This window comes from Kitasatospora sp. NPDC048545 (genome assembly GCF_040651155.1).
In the GTDB taxonomy this organism is placed as follows: Bacteria; Actinomycetota; Actinomycetes; order Streptomycetales; family Streptomycetaceae; genus Kitasatospora.
On the sequence record NZ_JBEZIQ010000021.1, the window covers coordinates 131,103 to 147,876 of the forward strand.

Here is a 16,774-nt window from a genome sequence, read left to right on the forward strand (position 1 = left end):
TGCTCCGCCACCCGTCTCCCCCGTCGTTCAGCGGTCCGCGCGGTCCGCGGCCCGTCCCTCGCGGCGCAGTCGCAGCGCCTGTCCGACGTAGTCCAGCGCGGTTCCGACGGTCAGCAGCACCGCCAGCCCCATCAGCACGGCCCGCCCGGTGGCCAGCCAGCCGGTCAGGGCCAGGACGTACATGCCGACCGCGGTGCCCTGGGTCAGCGTCTTGAGCTTGCCGCCGCGGCTGGCCGGGATGACCCCGTAGCGGATCACCCAGAACCGCATCAGCGTGATGCCCAGCTCGCGGGCCAGGATCACCACGGTGACCCACCAGGGCAGGTCGCCGAGCAGGGAGAGGCCGATCAGCGCCGAGCCCATGATCGCCTTGTCGGCGATCGGGTCGGCGATCTTCCCGAAGTCGGTGACCAGACCCTTGCGGCGGGCCAGTTCACCGTCGAACAGGTCGGTGATCATCGCGATGGCGAACGCGGCCCAGGCGACCGAGCGCCACTTGGGGTCGTGCCCGCCGCCGGCGAACAGGAGCAGCACGAAGACCGGCACCAGCAGCACCCGGATCATCGTGAGCACGTTGGCGATGTTCCAGATCCCCGGGGTCGGCGGCGCCGCGGCCGCCGGTCTCCCCGGGTGGGCCGCGGCCGGGGCGCCGGGCCCGTTGGTCATTCCCCGGCTCCCGGGGCCTCGGCCCCCGAAGTCCTGGGCAGTCGCACCTGCTCCAGCGCCTCGGCGATCAGGTCGACGCCCTCGCTGGCGACCACCTTGGCCCGCCAGAACTGCCCGACCGCGGGGGCCTCGACGCCCTCCAGGGTGGTGAGGCCGTCGGTCTCCGGCGCCTGGTGGGCGGCCCGGCCCTCGACCACCCCGTCCTCGACCGACTCGATCAGCACCTCGACCTCGGTGCCGATCCGCTGCTCGGCCCGCTGGGCGGTCATCTCCTCGGCGAGCCGGCTCAGCCGGTCCAGCCGCTCGGCGATGACGTCCTCGGGGAGCTTGCCGTCGTAGGTCGCGGCCTCGGTGCCGTCCTCGTCCGAGTAGCCGAAGACGCCGATCGCGTCCAGTCCGGCGTTCGTGACGAAGCGCTCCAGCTCGGCGAAGTCCTCGTCGGTCTCGCCGGGGAAGCCGACGATGAAGTTGGACCGGGCACCGGCCTGCGGGGCCTTGTCCCGGATGGTCCCCAGCAGCTGCAGGAACTGGTCGGTGGAGCCGAAGCGGCGCATCCGGCGCAGCACGGCGGGCGCCGAGTGCTGGAAGGACAGGTCGAAGTAGGGCACCACGTCGGTGGTCCCGGTCATCGCGTCGATCAGGCCCGGGCGCATCTCGGCCGGCTGCAGGTAGGAGACCCGCACCCGCTCGACGCCCTCGATCGAGGAGATCTCGCCGAGCAGCGTCTCCAGCAGCCGGATGTCGCCGAGGTCCTTGCCGTACGAGGTGTTGTTCTCGCTGACCAGGACGACCTCGCGGACGCCCTGCTCGGCCAGCCACTGGGCCTCGTGCAGCACGTCGGAGGGGCGGCGGGAGATGAAGGAGCCGCGGAAGGCCGGGATGGCGCAGAAGGAGCAGCGCCGGTCGCAGCCGGAGGCGAGCTTGACCGAGGCGACCGGGTTGTCGTCCAGCCGCTTGCGCAGGGTGCGCGGCCCGGAGGCCGGGGCCAGGCCCTCGGGCAGGTCGGCGATCGGCTCGGCGGTGGCCTCGGCGCCGTGGCCGGGCAGCGCGACGGCCTCGGCGGCGGACTGCCGCTCGGCGGGGCTGATCGGCAGCAGCTTGCGGCGGTCGCGCGGGATGTGCGGGGCGTGGTGGCCGCCGGAGAGGATGGTCTGCAGGCGGTCGGAGATGTCGGAGTAGTCGTCGAAGCCGAGGACACCGTCCGCCTCGGGCAGCGCGTCGGCGAGTTCCTTGCCGTACCGCTCGGCCATGCAGCCGACCGCGACGACGGCCTGGGTGCGGCCGTGCCCCTTGAGGTCGTTGGCCTCCAGCAGGGCGTCCACGGAGTCCTTCTTGGCGGCCTCGACGAAGCCGCAGGTGTTGACGACGGCGACGTCCGCTTCGGCGGCGTCGTCGACGAGCAACCAGCCGTCGGCTTCCAGTCGCCCGGCGAGTTCCTCGGAGTCCACCTCGTTGCGGGCGCATCCGAGCGTGACAAGGGCGACAGTACGGCGTTCAGGCATAGGCCCAAGATTAACGCGCGGCCTCCGGTGCCGTTCGCCCCGGAGGCCACGAGCCACGAATCGGGTGATCACCACCGGGCCCCGGCGACCCCTGTGGTCAGCCCGCCTGCGGGTCTCCGGGGGTGTACGTGACGTGCACCACCTGCCCGTCCTTGCCGAGAAGGCCGAGGTCCTTGCCGTTGACGTACGCGTGCACGGCCCCGCCGTTGCCCAGCACCAGCTTGATCTGCTTGGGGTCGGTGAAGGTCTGGTCCTGGCCGTCGCTGATGTTGTTCTGGAACAGCGACTTGCCGCTGCTGTTCATCGCCGAGACCCAGCTGGTGCCCTCGGCGACCAGCTTCACGGTGACCTTGTCGGCCGGGACGGCGGCGATGGCGGCGGCGCTCGGCGCGGGCGCCGGCGGCTGGACGGCCGGCGTCTCGGCGGGGGCGACCGAGCCGGTGCCGGAGCCGCTGGGCAGCGGCGCGCTGGCGGATCCGGTGCTGCCGTGCCCGCCCTTGCCGCTGACCAGGTTGAAGCCGATCAGGGCGACCACGGCGACGATCGCGGCGACCATGGCGGCCGCCCAGTTCGGCCGGCCGCGGCTGGGCACCTTGATCGGGCCGCTGTCGACCAACTGGCTCGCCGGGCGCTTGGCGGCGGGCGGGCCGCCGTGCGCGGCGTCGTAGCGGGCGACCAGCTCGTCGCCGTCCACGCCGACGGCGCGGGCGATCAGGCGGATGTGTCCGCGGGCGTAGAAGTCGCCTCCGCAGCGGCCGAAGTCGTCCTCCTCGACGGCATGGACGATCGGCACCCGCACGCGGGTGGCGGTACTGACCTGGTCCACCGTGAGTCCAGCGTCGATCCGGGCGGTGGACAGCACCCGGCCGATGCTCGGGGCATCGGCCGCCTGCACCGCGTCTTCGGTCGGCGCGACGGACGACGGGGCGTTCTCGCGGTCGGGGGACTTGCCGATGGTCACGGGGCACGCCTTTCGAGCGGATGGCCACCTGCTGGGGAACAGTCTAGGGGCGGGGGCGGATCGTTTCTCAAGCGGAGCGGGCCGAATGCGCACACCCGCTCCGGCCGGGGTCCGGAACCGCGTTGACCGGTCGTCAGCGGAGCCGCGCGCGGGGACCCCGGGGTTCGCCTTCCCGCCTGTGACGCGGTGTACGGACGGTCGGTTCCCGGGGCCCGCCGACGCTCCTCCGAACGAGTGACACCCCCTCCGGGGCACGGGGCCGTCCGGCGCACGGGGGCGGCGGACGGCACAGCCCGTCAGCCCCGCAGGGTCACCAGCACCCCGTCCAGCTCGTCCGGCTTCACCAGGACGTCGCGGGCCTTGGAGCCCTCGCTGGGGCCGACGATCCCGCGGGACTCCATCAGGTCCATCAGCCGGCCCGCCTTGGCGAAGCCGACCCGGAGCTTGCGCTGGAGCATCGAGGTGGAGCCGAACTGGGTGGAGACGACCAGCTCGGCCGCCTGGATCAGCAGGTCCAGGTCGTCGCCGATCTCCTCGTCGATCTCCTTCTTCGGCCCGCCGCCGACCACCACGTCGTCCCGGTAGGCGGCGGCCAGCTGGTCCTTGCAGTGCTGCACCACCTTGGCGATCTCCGCCTCGGTGACGAACGCGCCCTGCATGCGGATCGGCTTGCTCGCGCCCATCGGCAGGAAGAGCGCGTCGCCCTTGCCGATGAGCTTCTCCGCGCCGGGCTGGTCCAGGATGACCCGGGAGTCGGCCATCGCGGAGGTCGCGAAGGCCAACCGGGACGGCACGTTGGCCTTGATCAGACCGGTGACGACGTCCACCGAGGGCCGCTGGGTGGCGAGCACCAGGTGGATGCCGGCCGCGCGGGCCAGCTGGGTGATCCGGACCACCGAGTCCTCGACGTCGCGCGGCGCGACCATCATCAGGTCGGCCAGCTCGTCGACGATCACCAGCAGGTACGGGTACGGCCGCAGCTCCCGCTCGCTGCCGGGCGGCGGGGTGACCTTGCCGGAGCGCACGGCCGCGTTGAAGTCGTCCACGTGCCGGAAGCCGAACGCCGCGAGGTCGTCGTATCGCATGTCCATCTCGCGCACCACCCACTGGAGGGCCTCGGCGGCCTTCTTGGGGTTGGTGATGATCGGTGTGATCAGGTGCGGGATGCCCTCGTACGCGGTCAGCTCGACCCGCTTGGGGTCGACCAGCACCATCCGCACCTCGTCCGGGGTGGCCCGGGCGAGGATCGAGGTGATCAGGCAGTTGATGCAGGACGACTTGCCCGCGCCGGTCGCGCCGGCCACCAGGATGTGCGGCATCTTGGCGAGGTTGGCCATCACGGTGTGGCCCTCGACGTCCTTGCCCATGCCGACGACCATCGGGTGCGTGTCCTCGGCGGCCGTGCGCGAGCGCAGCAGGTCGCCGAGGTTGACCATCTCGCGGTCCCGGTTGGGGATCTCGATGCCGACCGCGGACTTGCCCGGGATCGGGCTGATGATCCGCACGTCCGGGCTGGCCACCGCGTACGCGATGTTCTTGGCGAGGGCGGTGATCCGCTCCACCTTGACGGCCGGGCCGAGCTCGACCTCGTAGCGGGTGACCGTCGGGCCGCGGGTGAAGCCGGTGACCCGGGCGTCCACCTTGAACTCGGCGAAGGTGCCGGAGAGCTGGGCGACCACCTCGTCGTTGAGGGCGCTGCGGGCCTTGGCCGGTCCGCCGCGCTCCAGCAGGTCGAGGGAGGGCAGCGCGTAGCCGGCGCCCTCGCCGAGCCGGAGCTGCTCCATCCGCACCGGCGCCGGGCCGTGCTCCTCGGGCGCGCCAGGACCGCCGTTGCGGGCGGCCGGGACGGCGGGCTCCTCCGGCGGTGCGGTGTGGTCCTGCACCTGGTGCATCATGTCCGCGACCGCGGAGGAGGCGGGCACGCCGTAGACCAGCGCGCCGTCGAGGTCGGCGGCCGCCCCGGCGGCGAGGTTGCGGGTGGCGTACGGGTCCAGCGGCTCCTTGTCCAGGGAGACCCGGACGGCCTCCGCCGGGTCGTCCGGGTCGGCCTGCTTGCGCCGCCGGCGGCGCCGGCGGGCGGCCACCTCGTCCGTCGGGTCCTCGGCACCGGTGTCCACCGTGAACGGCAGCGCGTCGGGATCGGCGTCCTCCGGCGGTTCGGTGGACAGCTCGCGCTCCGGCGCACGCCCCCTGCGCAGCTCGTCCTCCGGCCCGGGTTCGACCACGCCGAGCCGTATGCCGGCCCACCGGACCCGCTCGCCGATCCGGTTGACGGGCGTGGCGGTGACCACCAGCAGGCCGAAGAAGGCCAGCAGGAGGAGCAGCGGAACGGCCAGCGCCGGCCCCGCGGCGGCCATCATCGGGGTGGACGCGGCCCAGCCGACGATGCCTCCGGCCGCCCTTATCCGGGAGGCGCCGCTGCCCATCATGGGCGCGCCGCAGCCGATGTGGACCAGGCCGAGGACGCCGACCAGCAGCGCGCTCAACCCGATCACGATCCGGCCGTTGGCCTCCGGAAGTTCCGGATGGCGCCAGAGCCGGATCGCGATCGCCGCCAGCAGGAACGGCACCAGCACGTCGAGCCGGCCGAACAGCCCGGACACCACGGCGGTGGCGGCCTCGCCCAGCCAGCCCTGCGGGCTGAACCAGGTGCCGGCGGCGGTCACCAGCGCGAGCCCGAACAGCAGCAGGCCCGCCCCGTCCTTGCGGTGGGCCGGGTCGAGGTTCTTGGCCCCGTCGCCGAAGCCCCGGAAGATCGCGGCGATCGGACTCGCGACGGCGTTGAGGGCGCTCATCAGCACCGACCTGGACGGCGGCGCCGGCGGGGCCCCCTTGGCCGCCGCCCGCTTCGCGGGAGCCGCCTTCTTCGCCGCCGCCTTCTTCGCGGGCGGCTTGCCCGGGGCTTTCGCCGCGGCCTTCTTGGACGGTCCCGGACTCGTCTTACGTGCTGCGTTCCCGGGCGTGCGAGTGGCCATGGGTCAGCAGCCTACCGGTGTGGACCACCGGTGCACATGTGCCTGAGCCGGGGCGCCCACACGTGTCGCAGACACACCGTCACGCTGACCGGGATTCACCCGACCGCCGCACGGAACCACTCGGACGAGTGAACGTGCGGCAGCGGATCAGGAGCTTCCGGGGCGCATCGCGTCCAGCGCCCGGCGCAGCGCCACCAGCTTGCGCTCCAGGTGCGCGGCGGTCGCCGCCACCCCGGCGTCCTCGACCCCGTCCAGCTGCTTGCCGAGCGACTCCGCCTGCTCCTCGACCGCCGCCAGCCGAGCCGACAGCTCGCCCAGCAGGGCCCCGCCGAGGGCCGGCTCGCCGCCGCCCGCCTCCAGCTGCAGCCGCAGCAGCGCGGCCTGCTCCTTCAGCTGGCAGTTCTTCACGTAGAGGTCGACGAAGACGGAGACCTTGGCGCGCAGCACCCACGGGTCGAAGGGCTTGGAGATGTAGTCCACGGCGCCGGCCGCGTAGCCGCGGAAGGTGTGGTGCGGGCCGTGGTTGAGCGCGGTCAGGAAGATGATCGGGATGTCCCGGGTGCGCTCGCGGCGCTTGATGTGGGCGGCGGTCTCGAAGCCGTCCATCCCGGGCATCTGCACGTCCAGCAGGATCACCGCAAAGTCGTCGGTGAGCAGCGCCTTGAGCGCCTCCTCGCCGGAGGCCGCGCGCACCAGCGTCTGGTCCAGCGCCGAGAGGATCGCCTCCAGCGCCAGCAGGTTCTCCGGTCGGTCGTCGACCAGGAGGATCTTCGCCTTCTGCATCAGGGCCCGCCCTCCTGTCGCCTGCCTGCCGCCCGGTGCGGGCACCCGCGTACTGCCCACCGCTACCCCGGTCATGCTAGCCGCACCCCCTCGCCCGGCACACCGCCCCGTCGTGACCCGATCCTGAACGGCGCGCAGCCAGTGCACCGGCGCACGCTCAGCAGGGCGTCGCCGTCCGGTCACTGTTCGCAACGATCGGTGACCCTACCGGGTTCCCGGGCCCGTCCGCCAGCAAACCGACCGGCCGGGAGGCGTGAACCCCGGGGCCCACGACGGGGTTCACGCCTCCCCTGCCGCCCGTGCGCCCGTACCCGCCGCCGACGGCCCGACCGCGCGTCCGCTCACGCGCGGTCCCCGCTCAGCCACTCGCGCATCACCGACAGCAGGTGCTCGGTCTCCACCGGCTTGGTGATGTGGTCGGTGGCGCCCGCCTCCAGCGACTTCTCCCGGTCGCCCTTCATCGCCTTGGCCGTCAGCGCGATGATCGGCAGACCGGCGAACTGGGGCATCCGGCGGATCGCCTCGGTGGTCGCGTAGCCGTCCATCTCCGGCATCATGATGTCCATCAGGACCAGCGCCACGTTCTCGTGCTGCTCCAGCATCTCGATGCCCTCGCGGCCGTTCTCGGCGTACAGGACGGTCAGCCCGTGCTGCTCCAGCACGCTGGTGAGGGCGAACACGTTGCGGACGTCGTCGTCCACGATCAGGACCTGCTGGCCGTCGAAGCGCCGGCCGCCGTTGACCGGCCGGGGCGGCGCGGGCTCCACGGCCCGCGGCCCGGCGGCGCTCTCCAGGGCGGCGCTGCGGCGGCGCTCCACGGCCCCGCGGCGGCGTTCCTCGGCCAGTTCGCGGACCTCCTGGGCCCAGTGGTCGGCCGGGTTCTCGCCGACCGGCACGGGCAGGCCCACCGGGGTCACGCCGACCGACGCGCGCGGCGCCTGGGCGCTCGGGGCGGGCTGGCGCTCGCCCGGGCGCGGCTCCCCGACGGGGTCCGGGGCCTCGGTGCGCAGCGGCAGGTAGAGCGTGAACGTCGAGCCCTTGCCCAGCTCGCTCTCGGCATGGATCTCGCCGCCGAGCAGCCGGGCGATCTCGCGGCTGATCGACAGGCCGAGGCCGGTCCCGCCGTACTTGCGGCTGGTGGTGCCGTCGGCCTGCTTGAACGCCTCGAAGATCTCCCGCAGCTTGTTGTCGGGGATGCCGATGCCGGTGTCGGAGACCGAGAAGGCGATCAGTTCGTCGTCCGGGCCCTGGATCGAGCCGGACTCCAGCAGCCGCTCGCGCACGTCTTGCGGGACCTCCCGGCCGGCCGGGCGGATCGAGAAGTCCACGGCGCCGGCGTCGGTGAACTTCACCGCGTTGGAGATCAGGTTGCGCAGCACCTGCTGGAGCCGCTGCTCGTCGGTGTGCAGGGTGACCGGCAGGGCGGAGGAGACCCGGACGGCGAAGTCCAGGTTCTTGTCCAGCGCGACCGGCTGGAAGGTGGCCTCCACGTAGTCGACCAGCTGGACCAGGGCGATCCGGGCCGGGCGGACGTCCATCTTCCCGGCCTCGACCTTGGACAGGTCGAGGATGTCGTTGATCAGCTGGAGCAGGTCGGAGCCGGCGCCGTGGATGGTGTCGGCGAACTCGACCTGCTTGGGCGACAGGTTGCCCTCGTTGTTGTCGGACAGCAGCTTGGCCAGGATCAGCAGCGAGTTGAGCGGGGTGCGCAGCTCGTGCGACATGTTGGCGAGGAACTCGCTCTTGTACCGGGAGGCCAGGGCGAGCTGTTCGGCGCGCTCCTCCAGGACCTGCCGGGCCTCCTCGATCTCGCCGTTCTTGATCTCGATGTCGCGGTTCTGCTGGGCGAGTTGCTCGGCCTTCTCCTGCAACTCCTCGTTGGTTCGCTCCAGTTCCTCCTGGCGCGCCTCCAGCTCGGCGGACCGCATGGAGAGTTCCGCGGTGAGCCGCTGGGACTCCAGCAGCAGGCCCTCGGTCTTGGTGTTGACGCTGATGGTGTTGACCGTGACGCCGATCAGGTCGGCGATCTGGTTCAGGAAGTCCAGCGCGACAGTGGTGAAGGAACTGAAGGTGGCCAGCTCGATCACGCCCAGCAGCCGGCCCTCGAACAGCACCGGCAGCACCACGATGTGCGTCGGGGAGGCCTCGCCGAGACCGGAGGCGATCTTGAGGTACCCGGGCGGCGCCTCCTTGAGGATGATCGCCCGCTTCTCCACCGCCGCCTGGCCGATCAGCGACTCGCCGGGGCGGAAGGTGGTCGGCATCGCCCGCCGCTGGTAGCCGTAGCTGCCGATCAGGCGCAGCACGGTGTCGTTCTCGTCGTCGTCCTCGGTGATCAGTTCTGCGGTGCGGCCGGCCGGCTGGGCGAGGAAGAAGGCGCCGTGCTGGGCGGAGACCACCGGGGTCAGCTCGGTCATGATCAGCGAGGCGACCGCCTCCAGGTCCCGGCGGCCCTGCAACAGGCCGGAGATCCGGGCCAGGTTGGTCTTGAGCCAGTCCTGCTCCTGGTTGGTGCGGGTGGTCTCGCGCAGATTGGCGATCATCTGGTTGATGTTGTCCTTGAGCTCGTCGAGCTCGCCCGCGGCGTCCACGTCGATCCGCAGGCTCAGGTCGCCCCTGGTCACCGCGGTGGCGACCTGGGCGATCGCGCGCACCTGACGGGTCAGGTTGTTGGCCAGTTCGTTCACCGACTCGGTCAGGTCCTGCCAGGTGCCGTCCACGCCGGGCACCCGGGCCTGGCCGCCGAGCCGCCCGTCGGTGCCCACCTCGCGGGCGACCCGGGTGACCTCGTCGGCGAACGCGGAGAGCTGGTCGACCATGGTGTTGATGCTGGTCTTGAGCTGGAGGATCTCGCCGCGGGCGTCGACGTCGATCTTCTGCGAGAGGTCGCCGCGCGCCACCGCGGTGATCACCAGCGCGATGTTGCGCACCTGACCGGTGAGGTTGTTGGCCATCAGGTTGACGTTGTCGGTCAGGTCCTTCCAGATGCCGGCCACCCCCGGCACGCTCGCCTGACCGCCCAGGGTGCCGTCGGTGCCCACCTCCCGGGCGACCCGGGTCACCTCCACCGCGAAGGAGGAGAGCTGGTCGACCATCGTGTTGAGCGTCGCGGCGAGCGCCGCCACCTCGCCCTGCGCGTCGATGGCGATCTTCTTGGAGAGGTCGCCGCGGGCCACCGCGCCGGCCACCTCGGCGATGTTGCGCACCTGACCGGTGAGGTTGTTGGCCATCAGGTTGACGTTGTCGGTCAGGTCCTTCCAGATGCCCGACACCCCGCGCACCCGTGCCTGACCGCCCAGGATCCCCTCGGTGCCCACCTCCCGGGCGACCCGGGTCACCTCGTCGGCGAACGCCGACAGCTGGTCGACCATGGTGTTGACGGTCGTCACCAGCTCCAGGATCTCGCCCCGGGCGTCGACGGTGATCTTCTTCGACACGTCGCCGCGGGCGACCGCCGTGGTCACCTCGGCGATGTTGCGGACCTGGCTGGTCAGGTTGTTGGCCATCAGGTTGACGGAGTTGGTCAGGTCCTTCCAGATGCCGGCCACCCCGGGCACGCTGGCCTGGCCGCCGAGGATGCCCTCGGTGCCGACGTCCCGGGCGACCCTGGTGACCTCGTCCGCGAACGCACCCAGCTGGTCGACCATCGTGTTGATGGTGTTCTTCAGCTCCAGGATCTCCCCGCGGGCGTCCACCTGGATCTTCTGCGACAGGTCGCCCTTGGCGACCGCGGTGGTCACCTGCGCGATGTTGCGCACCTGGTCGGTGAGGTTGTTCGCCATGAAGTTGACGTTGTCGGTCAGGTCCCGCCACACCCCGGCCGCCCCGGGCACCTGCGCCTGGCCGCCGAGCCGGCCCTCGGTGCCCACCTGGCGGGCCACCCGGGTCACCTGCTCCGCGAAGCCGGAGAGCTGGTCGACCATCGTGTTGATGGTGTTCTTCAGCTCCAGCATCTCGCCGCGGGCGTCCACCTCGATCTTCTGCGAGAGGTCGCCGCGCGCCACCGCCGTGGTCACCTGGGCGATGTTGCGGACCTGGCCGGTCAGGTTGTCGGCCATGAAGTTCACCGAGTCGGTGAGGTCCCGCCAGACCCCGGCCACGCCCGGCACCTGTGCCTGGCCGCCCAGCCGCCCCTCGGTGCCGACGTCCCTGGCCACCCCGGTGACCTGCGCGGCGAACCCGTTCAGCTGGTCCACCATCGTGTTGACGGTGTTCTTCAGCTCCAGCATCTCGCCGGCCACCTCGACGGTGACCTTGCGGGACAGGTCGCCCTTGGCGACCGCGGTGGTCACCTGGGCGATGTTGCGCACCTGCGCGGTCAGCCGGCCGGCCATGGTGTTGACCGAGTCCGCCAGGTCCTTCCAACTGCCCGACACGCTGCGGACCTTGGCCTGGCCGCCCAGCTTGCCCTCGGTACCCACCTCGCGGGCCACCCGGGTCACCTCGTCGGTGAACTCCGAGAGCTGGTCGACCAGTCCGTTGACGGTCCGCCCGATCTTCAGGTACTCGCCGCGCAGCGGGTGGCTCACCCCGTTGCTGTGCAGCGAGCGCAGCTCCATCTTCTGGTCCAGGTCGCCCTCGGCGATCGAGGTCAGCACCCGGCCCACCTCGGACATCGGCCGGGCCAGGTCGTCGATCAGCGCGTTGCAGTTGTCGACGGCCGCCATCCAGGCGCCCTCGCCAGCGCCGGTCTCCAGCCGCTCGTTCAGCCGGCCCTCGCGGCCCACCGCCCGCCGCACCCGGGCCAGTTCACCGGTCAGGTGCTGGTTGCGCTCGGCGACCTCGTTGAACACCGCGGCGATCTCCGCCAACGGTCCGTCGCCCGGCACCGTCAGCCGGCGCCGGAAGTTGCCGTCCCGCATCGCGGTCAGCGCGGACAGCAGCTTGCGCAGCTCGGCGGGCTCCGCGCCGCGGTTGTGGCTCACTCGCCGGCCGGCCGCGTTCCGCGGCGCGGTCCCGGAGCGGCCGCCGCGCTGGGCAGGCGGCGTCGTACCGGTTGCGTCCTTGGTGGCCGAACTCAACGGGCCCCTCCCACATCGTGAACTGTCCGGTGGCCGCCCGTGCCGGAGCGGCACGCGCCCGGGCACCGGCCCGGCTGGGCTGCGTACCGGCAGCCCCTCGGCGCACCGGCACCCACATGACCGTACTGCTCGTACCGGTCGTCGCGGACCCCCCAGTCTGGCAGCACCGGCGCCCCGTGCACGGCCGGTTGCGCACGGTTGGTACCGCACCGTCCGAAACAGGTGGGCAGAATCACCCTCTGGTGCCTGTTTCGACTCCCCGCCCCCACGGGGAACCAAGCGGAAAGTAGGGTGGAGCGCTGCACCGGGCCACGACCCGACCCAGCGCCGCCGCCCACCCCGACGGCGCACGGGGAAGTCGGCGCCGCACCCCGGACAGCCCAGGCAAGAGCAGCAGAGGAGAAGTGGCAACGTGGTCACCGCGCGCGCAGCCGCCACCTTCGACCCCGACGGCCGGTCCGCGGCCGCCGCCCGGGGCTTCGTCCGGGACGCGCTGCTCGGCTGGGGCCTGCCCGAGGTCGTCGACGACGCGATCGTTCTGGTCAGCGAACTGGTCACCAACGCCGTCGTGCACGCCGGCACCGCCGCCGAGGTCTGCTGCCTGCGCGAGGAGGAGACCGTCCGGATCGAGGTCACCGACCACCACCCGGAACGCGGCCTGCCCTCGCTCGGCGGGGGCCCCGTCACCGCCTCCGACCGCTACGCCGACCCCGAGGGCGAGGGCGGCCGCGGTCTGCTGATGTGCTCCGCCCTCGCCGAGATGTGGGGCGTCGAGTACGCGGCCGGCCGGAAGACCGTCTGGTTCCGCCTCCAGCTGCCCGCACACGTGGTCGGCACCCGCTACGCCGTTCCCGCCACCCCCGGCAGCGACCTGCCGAGCAGCGCCGGCCCGGTGCACGTCGCCGTCGTCCAACTCGACGAGGACGGCCGCGTCCTGGCCTGGAACCCGGACGCCGAGGCCCTGTTCCGGTACCCCGCCGCCGACGTCCTCGGCCGCCCCTGGGCCGACCTCGCCGTCTGGCCGCAGTCCGCCGACCGCGGCCTCGGTCTGAGCGACACCCTGCGGCTGGCCCGCTGGGAGGGCAGCTACGGGATCCGCCACCAGGACGGCCGCGAGGTCGAGGTGTACGGCGCCCAGGTGCGGGTGCGCGACACCGAGGGCGTCCCCTCCACGCTCTGCCTGCTCGTCCTCGCACCCGACCGCGCCGTCCTGCGCTCCCCCGCCCGCGCCCTGCCCGGCGAGCGCACCGACCCGGCCGGCCCCCGGCTCGACCTACTGGCCGGCCCGGTCGCCACCGACGACCTCGACACCCTGCTGCAGCGCACCGTCGAACGTGCCCGCGACCTGCTCGACGGCGACGCCGCGTACCTGCTGCTCACCACCGACGACGAGGCCGAGTTCGAGGTCCGCGCGGCCACCGGCCTCACCTCCGGACACCGCCGGCACGCCCGCTTCCCGGTCGGGACCGGCAACCGGTACGACTCCGCCCGGCTGCCGTCCGTCCACGAGGACCTCACCGCCCGCCCCACCGGCCTGCCCCTGCTCTCCGACAGCGGCATGCGCTCCCTGCTCACCGTCCCGCTGAAGGTCGAGGGCCGCCTGATCGGTTCGCTCGGCATCGCCGCCACCGCGCCCGGCCGCTACGACAACGAGGACGCGCTGCGCCTGCAGTTCGCCGCCGACCGGGTCGCCCTCGCCGTCGAGAGCACCCGGCTGACCGAGCTCGAACGGCTGCGCCGCGGTTCGCTCTCCTTCCTGGTCGAGGCCTCCGACCTGCTGGCCGGCACCCTGGAGCACGAGCAGACCCTCGCCCTGATGGCCCAGATGGCCGTCCCCACCCTCGCCTCCTGGTGCGCCGTCTACACCACCGCCGACCACACCTCCCCGGCCCGGCTCGCCTTCGTCCTGCACGAGGACGAGGACCGCATCGACCCACTGCGCGACCTGCTCGACAAGACCCCCGTCCCCGAGGCCGGCCCCACCCACGGCGTCCGCTTCTGGGCGGCGCCCGCCGAGACCGCCGAGGCCGGCGGCCTCACCGACAGCCCCGAACTCGCCGGCCTGCTCGGCGAGACCGTCGTCATCGCGCTGACCGCCCGCAACCGCGTCATCGGCCTGCTGGCGCTGGGCGTCCCGGCCGGTGTCCGGTTCCGCCAGGAGATCCTCGAACTCGCCGAGGACCTGTCCCGCCGCGCCGCCCTGGCCCTCGACAACTCCCGCCTCTACTCCGAGCGCACCGCCACCAGCCAGGCCCTGCAGCGAAGTCTGCTCCCGCCGGACCTGCCGGAGATCCCCGGCGTCGAGGTCGACGTCTACTACCAGGCGGCCGGCGAGGGCAACGAGGTCGGCGGGGACTTCTACGACCTGTTCACCATCCGCGAGGGCACCTACGGCTTCGCCATCGGCGACGTCTGCGGCACCGGCCCCGAGGCCGCCTCGGTCACCGGCCTCGCCCGGCACTCGCTGCGGCTGCTCGCCCGCGAGGGCCTGGACGCCCCGCAGGTCCTGCGCCGCCTCAACGCGGCCATCCTGGACGAGGGAGCGCGCAGCCGCTTCCTCACCCTGCTCTACGGCGAACTGACGCCCCGCCCGGACGGCAGCACCGAGCTCTCCCTGGTCTGTGCCGGCCACCCGTTGCCGCTGCGTCTGCGCACCGACGGCCGGGTCGACCGCGCCGCGACCCCGCAGCCGCTGCTCGGCGTCATGGACGACCTCGACCTGACCGCCGAGCACCTGGTGCTCTCCCCCGGCGAGGTCCTGCTGTGCGTCACCGACGGCGTGACCGAACGCCGGGAGGGCCGGAGGATGTTGGGCGACGACGGTCTCGCCGAGGTGCTGACCGGCTGCACCGGTCTGACCGCCGGCGCGGTCGCGGCCCGGGTCCAGCGTGCGGTCGAACGCTTCGCCCCCGAGCCGCCGTCCGACGACATGGCGATCCTGACCCTGCGGGTGCCCAACCCCCGCCAGCCGTGAGCGTTCCACGCTGACGCAGTCACAAATTGTTATCTTCACAATGGTACAAGCGCCGGGCGCCGGGTAAACCGATCCCACCGGGGAATCCACCCGGCGGGGACGTGACCAGCGGGCTCTCCGTTGGTCCATCACTTCCGACCGCAGCCCGCGCACGCTCACAGCCGTGCGCCATCGGCGCGGTCGCGCGCATCCACTCACCGACACCACACCACAGCGTCACTGCGCCCTGCGCGCGCCCAGAGTGAAAGGAGCCTCCGGTGAGCAACGACGCTACCGGGGCAACGAACGCCCGCTCCACCGGAGCCGACGCAGGTAACCTCGGCTACCTCGCCCTCGGCCTGACACTGCTCGCCTACGGTCTGCTCTCCACCGGCATCCTGCACGGTGCCGGAGCAGGGGACGCGGCCCACCTCGCCCATCTGCTCGGCGGCATCACCCTCTTCGTCGCGGGCCTCTGGCAGCTCCGCGGCGGCGAGGGCTTCACCGGAACCGCCTTCACCAGCCTCGGCGCCTTCTGGGCGACCTGGTCGGCCGCCGGCGGCGCGGGAAAGAACGCCGCCGGGCTGTTCCTGCTCCTGTGGGCCCTGCTCGCGCTCACCCTCACCGCGGCGAGCTGGGGCGCCGGTCTGCTCAACCGCGCCGTCTACGGCCTGCTGACCCTGTCCCTGCTGCTCTCCGCCATCGCCACCTTCGGCGGCTACGGCGGGCTGGCCAAGCTCGCCGGCTGGGTCGCGGCGGTCGCCGGGCTCTCCGCCTGGTACTGGGCCACCTCCGCCCTCAGCAACGGCGCCTGGGGAAAGCTCGCCCTCCCGGTCAAGTGAGCCGCTGACGGCTCAACCGACCTGCTCCAACCGCTCCTCGGCGGTGCCGCGGGGTCGGGCCTCCGCACCGGCGGAGACCCGGCCCCGTCGGCGTGCCGCCAACGCCAGGACGGCGTAGGCGAAGAGAAGGATCGCGACGGCGACGATGCCGTCCGCCCAGAAGTGGTTGGCCGTCACGACGACCACCGCGACCGTCAGCACCGGGTGCAGCACCATGACCCACCGCAGCGAACTGCGCGACACCCGGATCACCGCAACCGCCGCCAGCACGCACCAGGCGACGTGCACCGAGGGCATCGCCGACAACTGGTCGGCCACCACCACGCCGCCGACCGCACCCCCGTACACCGACTGCCCGTACACCGCGGCCACGTCGACGAAACCGCTCCCCGGCAGCATCCGGGGCGGCGCCACCGGGATGAACTGCACCAGCAGACAGACCGCGGTCGTGATCACCACCGTGTTCCGCACCCACGCGTACCGCTCCCGGTGCCGCACGAAGACCCAGAGCAGAACGCTCAGCATCACCGCGAAGTGCATGACCGCGTAGTAGTAGTTCGCCAGCCGCACCAGCACCGGGTACGGCGTGACAGCCGCCTGCCAGGAGGCCTCGTCCGGCAACCCGACCACCTGCTCGGCGTGGTGGATCCAGTCGGCCCGGTCCAGCGCGTGGTCCCCGCTCATCACCGACAGGTGCCCGACCAACTGCCAGAGCGCGAACAGCGCCAGCAGCGTGCCGGCCTCCCGCAACAGCGCCGACAGCGACGGCTTCCGGACCCTCGACGCGACGTACGCGCCCGCGTAGAGGCCGGCGGCGGCGCCCCCGGCGGACTGCCAGGTAAGGGTCAGGTTCTGCATTGGCAGAGGGTAACGCAAAAAGCCCCCCTCCCGAATGGGAGGGGGGCTTTTTGGAATGATTGTTCGGCGGCGTCCTACTCTCCCACAGGGTCCCCCCTGCAGTACCATCGGCGCTGTAAGGCTTAGCTTCCGGGTTCGGAATGTAACCGGGCGTTTCCCTCACGCTATGACCACCGAAACACTATGAAACTGTCAACCGCACACCCGAATTCG

At 72.3% G+C, this 16,774-nt stretch carries 8 protein-coding genes, 1 rRNA gene and 1 pseudogene; 2 read left to right on the forward strand and 8 right to left on the reverse strand.

What is annotated here, in order from left to right:
- Positions 1 to 27: 27 nt before the first annotated feature.
- The 6 genes from pgsA to AB0D10_RS21330 all read right to left on the reverse strand — a co-directional run bounded on the left by pgsA (position 28) and on the right by AB0D10_RS21330 (position 11,812).
- Entirely contained in the window at positions 28 to 666 is a 639-nt protein-coding gene (gene pgsA, locus AB0D10_RS21305) for a CDP-diacylglycerol--glycerol-3-phosphate 3-phosphatidyltransferase (RefSeq protein ID WP_360258462.1), read from the reverse strand.
- Positions 663 to 2,168, reverse strand: a complete 1,506-nt coding sequence (gene rimO / locus AB0D10_RS21310; protein ID WP_360258465.1) for a 30S ribosomal protein S12 methylthiotransferase RimO — start codon at positions 2,166 to 2,168, stop codon at positions 663 to 665. The genes pgsA and rimO overlap by 4 nt, the downstream gene beginning before the upstream one ends.
- Positions 2,169 to 2,265: 97 nt before the next feature.
- Positions 2,266 to 3,129, reverse strand: coding sequence for a RodZ domain-containing protein (locus tag AB0D10_RS21315; RefSeq protein WP_360258467.1), 864 nt, complete (start codon positions 3,127 to 3,129; stop codon positions 2,266 to 2,268).
- Between the two features lie 296 nt (positions 3,130 to 3,425).
- The gene (locus AB0D10_RS21320; protein ID WP_360258470.1) at positions 3,426 to 6,104 is read right to left on the reverse strand and encodes a DNA translocase FtsK; all 2,679 of its coding nucleotides are present in this window, start codon (positions 6,102 to 6,104) and stop codon (positions 3,426 to 3,428) included.
- Between the two features lie 147 nt (positions 6,105 to 6,251).
- Entirely contained in the window at positions 6,252 to 6,890 is a 639-nt protein-coding gene (locus AB0D10_RS21325; protein ID WP_360258511.1) for a response regulator, read from the reverse strand.
- Positions 6,891 to 7,228: 338 nt separating this feature from the next.
- On the reverse strand, positions 7,229 to 11,812 hold the full coding sequence (locus AB0D10_RS21330; protein WP_360258472.1) for a HAMP domain-containing protein: 4,584 nt from the start codon (positions 11,810 to 11,812) through the stop codon (positions 7,229 to 7,231).
- A 505-nt stretch (positions 11,813 to 12,317) separates the two neighbouring features.
- Here AB0D10_RS21330 and AB0D10_RS21335 point away from each other — a divergent pair.
- Together AB0D10_RS21335 and AB0D10_RS21340 are read left to right on the forward strand one after the other, a co-directional pair.
- Positions 12,318 to 14,882 (forward strand): annotated as a pseudogene (locus AB0D10_RS21335) (SpoIIE family protein phosphatase); the annotation flags it as partial.
- 257 nt (positions 14,883 to 15,139) lie between these two features.
- Positions 15,140 to 15,703 carry a GPR1/FUN34/YaaH family transporter gene (locus tag AB0D10_RS21340; RefSeq protein ID WP_360258474.1) on the forward strand — a complete coding sequence of 188 codons (564 nt, stop codon included), beginning with the start codon at positions 15,140 to 15,142 and terminating at the stop codon, positions 15,701 to 15,703.
- Between the two features lie 12 nt (positions 15,704 to 15,715).
- Here AB0D10_RS21340 and AB0D10_RS21345 read toward each other — a convergent pair whose 3' ends face one another.
- Together AB0D10_RS21345 and rrf are read right to left on the reverse strand one after the other, a co-directional pair.
- Entirely contained in the window at positions 15,716 to 16,561 is an 846-nt protein-coding gene (locus AB0D10_RS21345) for a phosphatase PAP2 family protein (RefSeq protein WP_360258477.1), read from the reverse strand.
- Positions 16,562 to 16,622: 61 nt separating this feature from the next.
- A 5S ribosomal RNA gene (gene rrf, locus AB0D10_RS21350) occupies positions 16,623 to 16,739 on the reverse strand.
- Positions 16,740 to 16,774 lie beyond the last annotated feature (35 nt).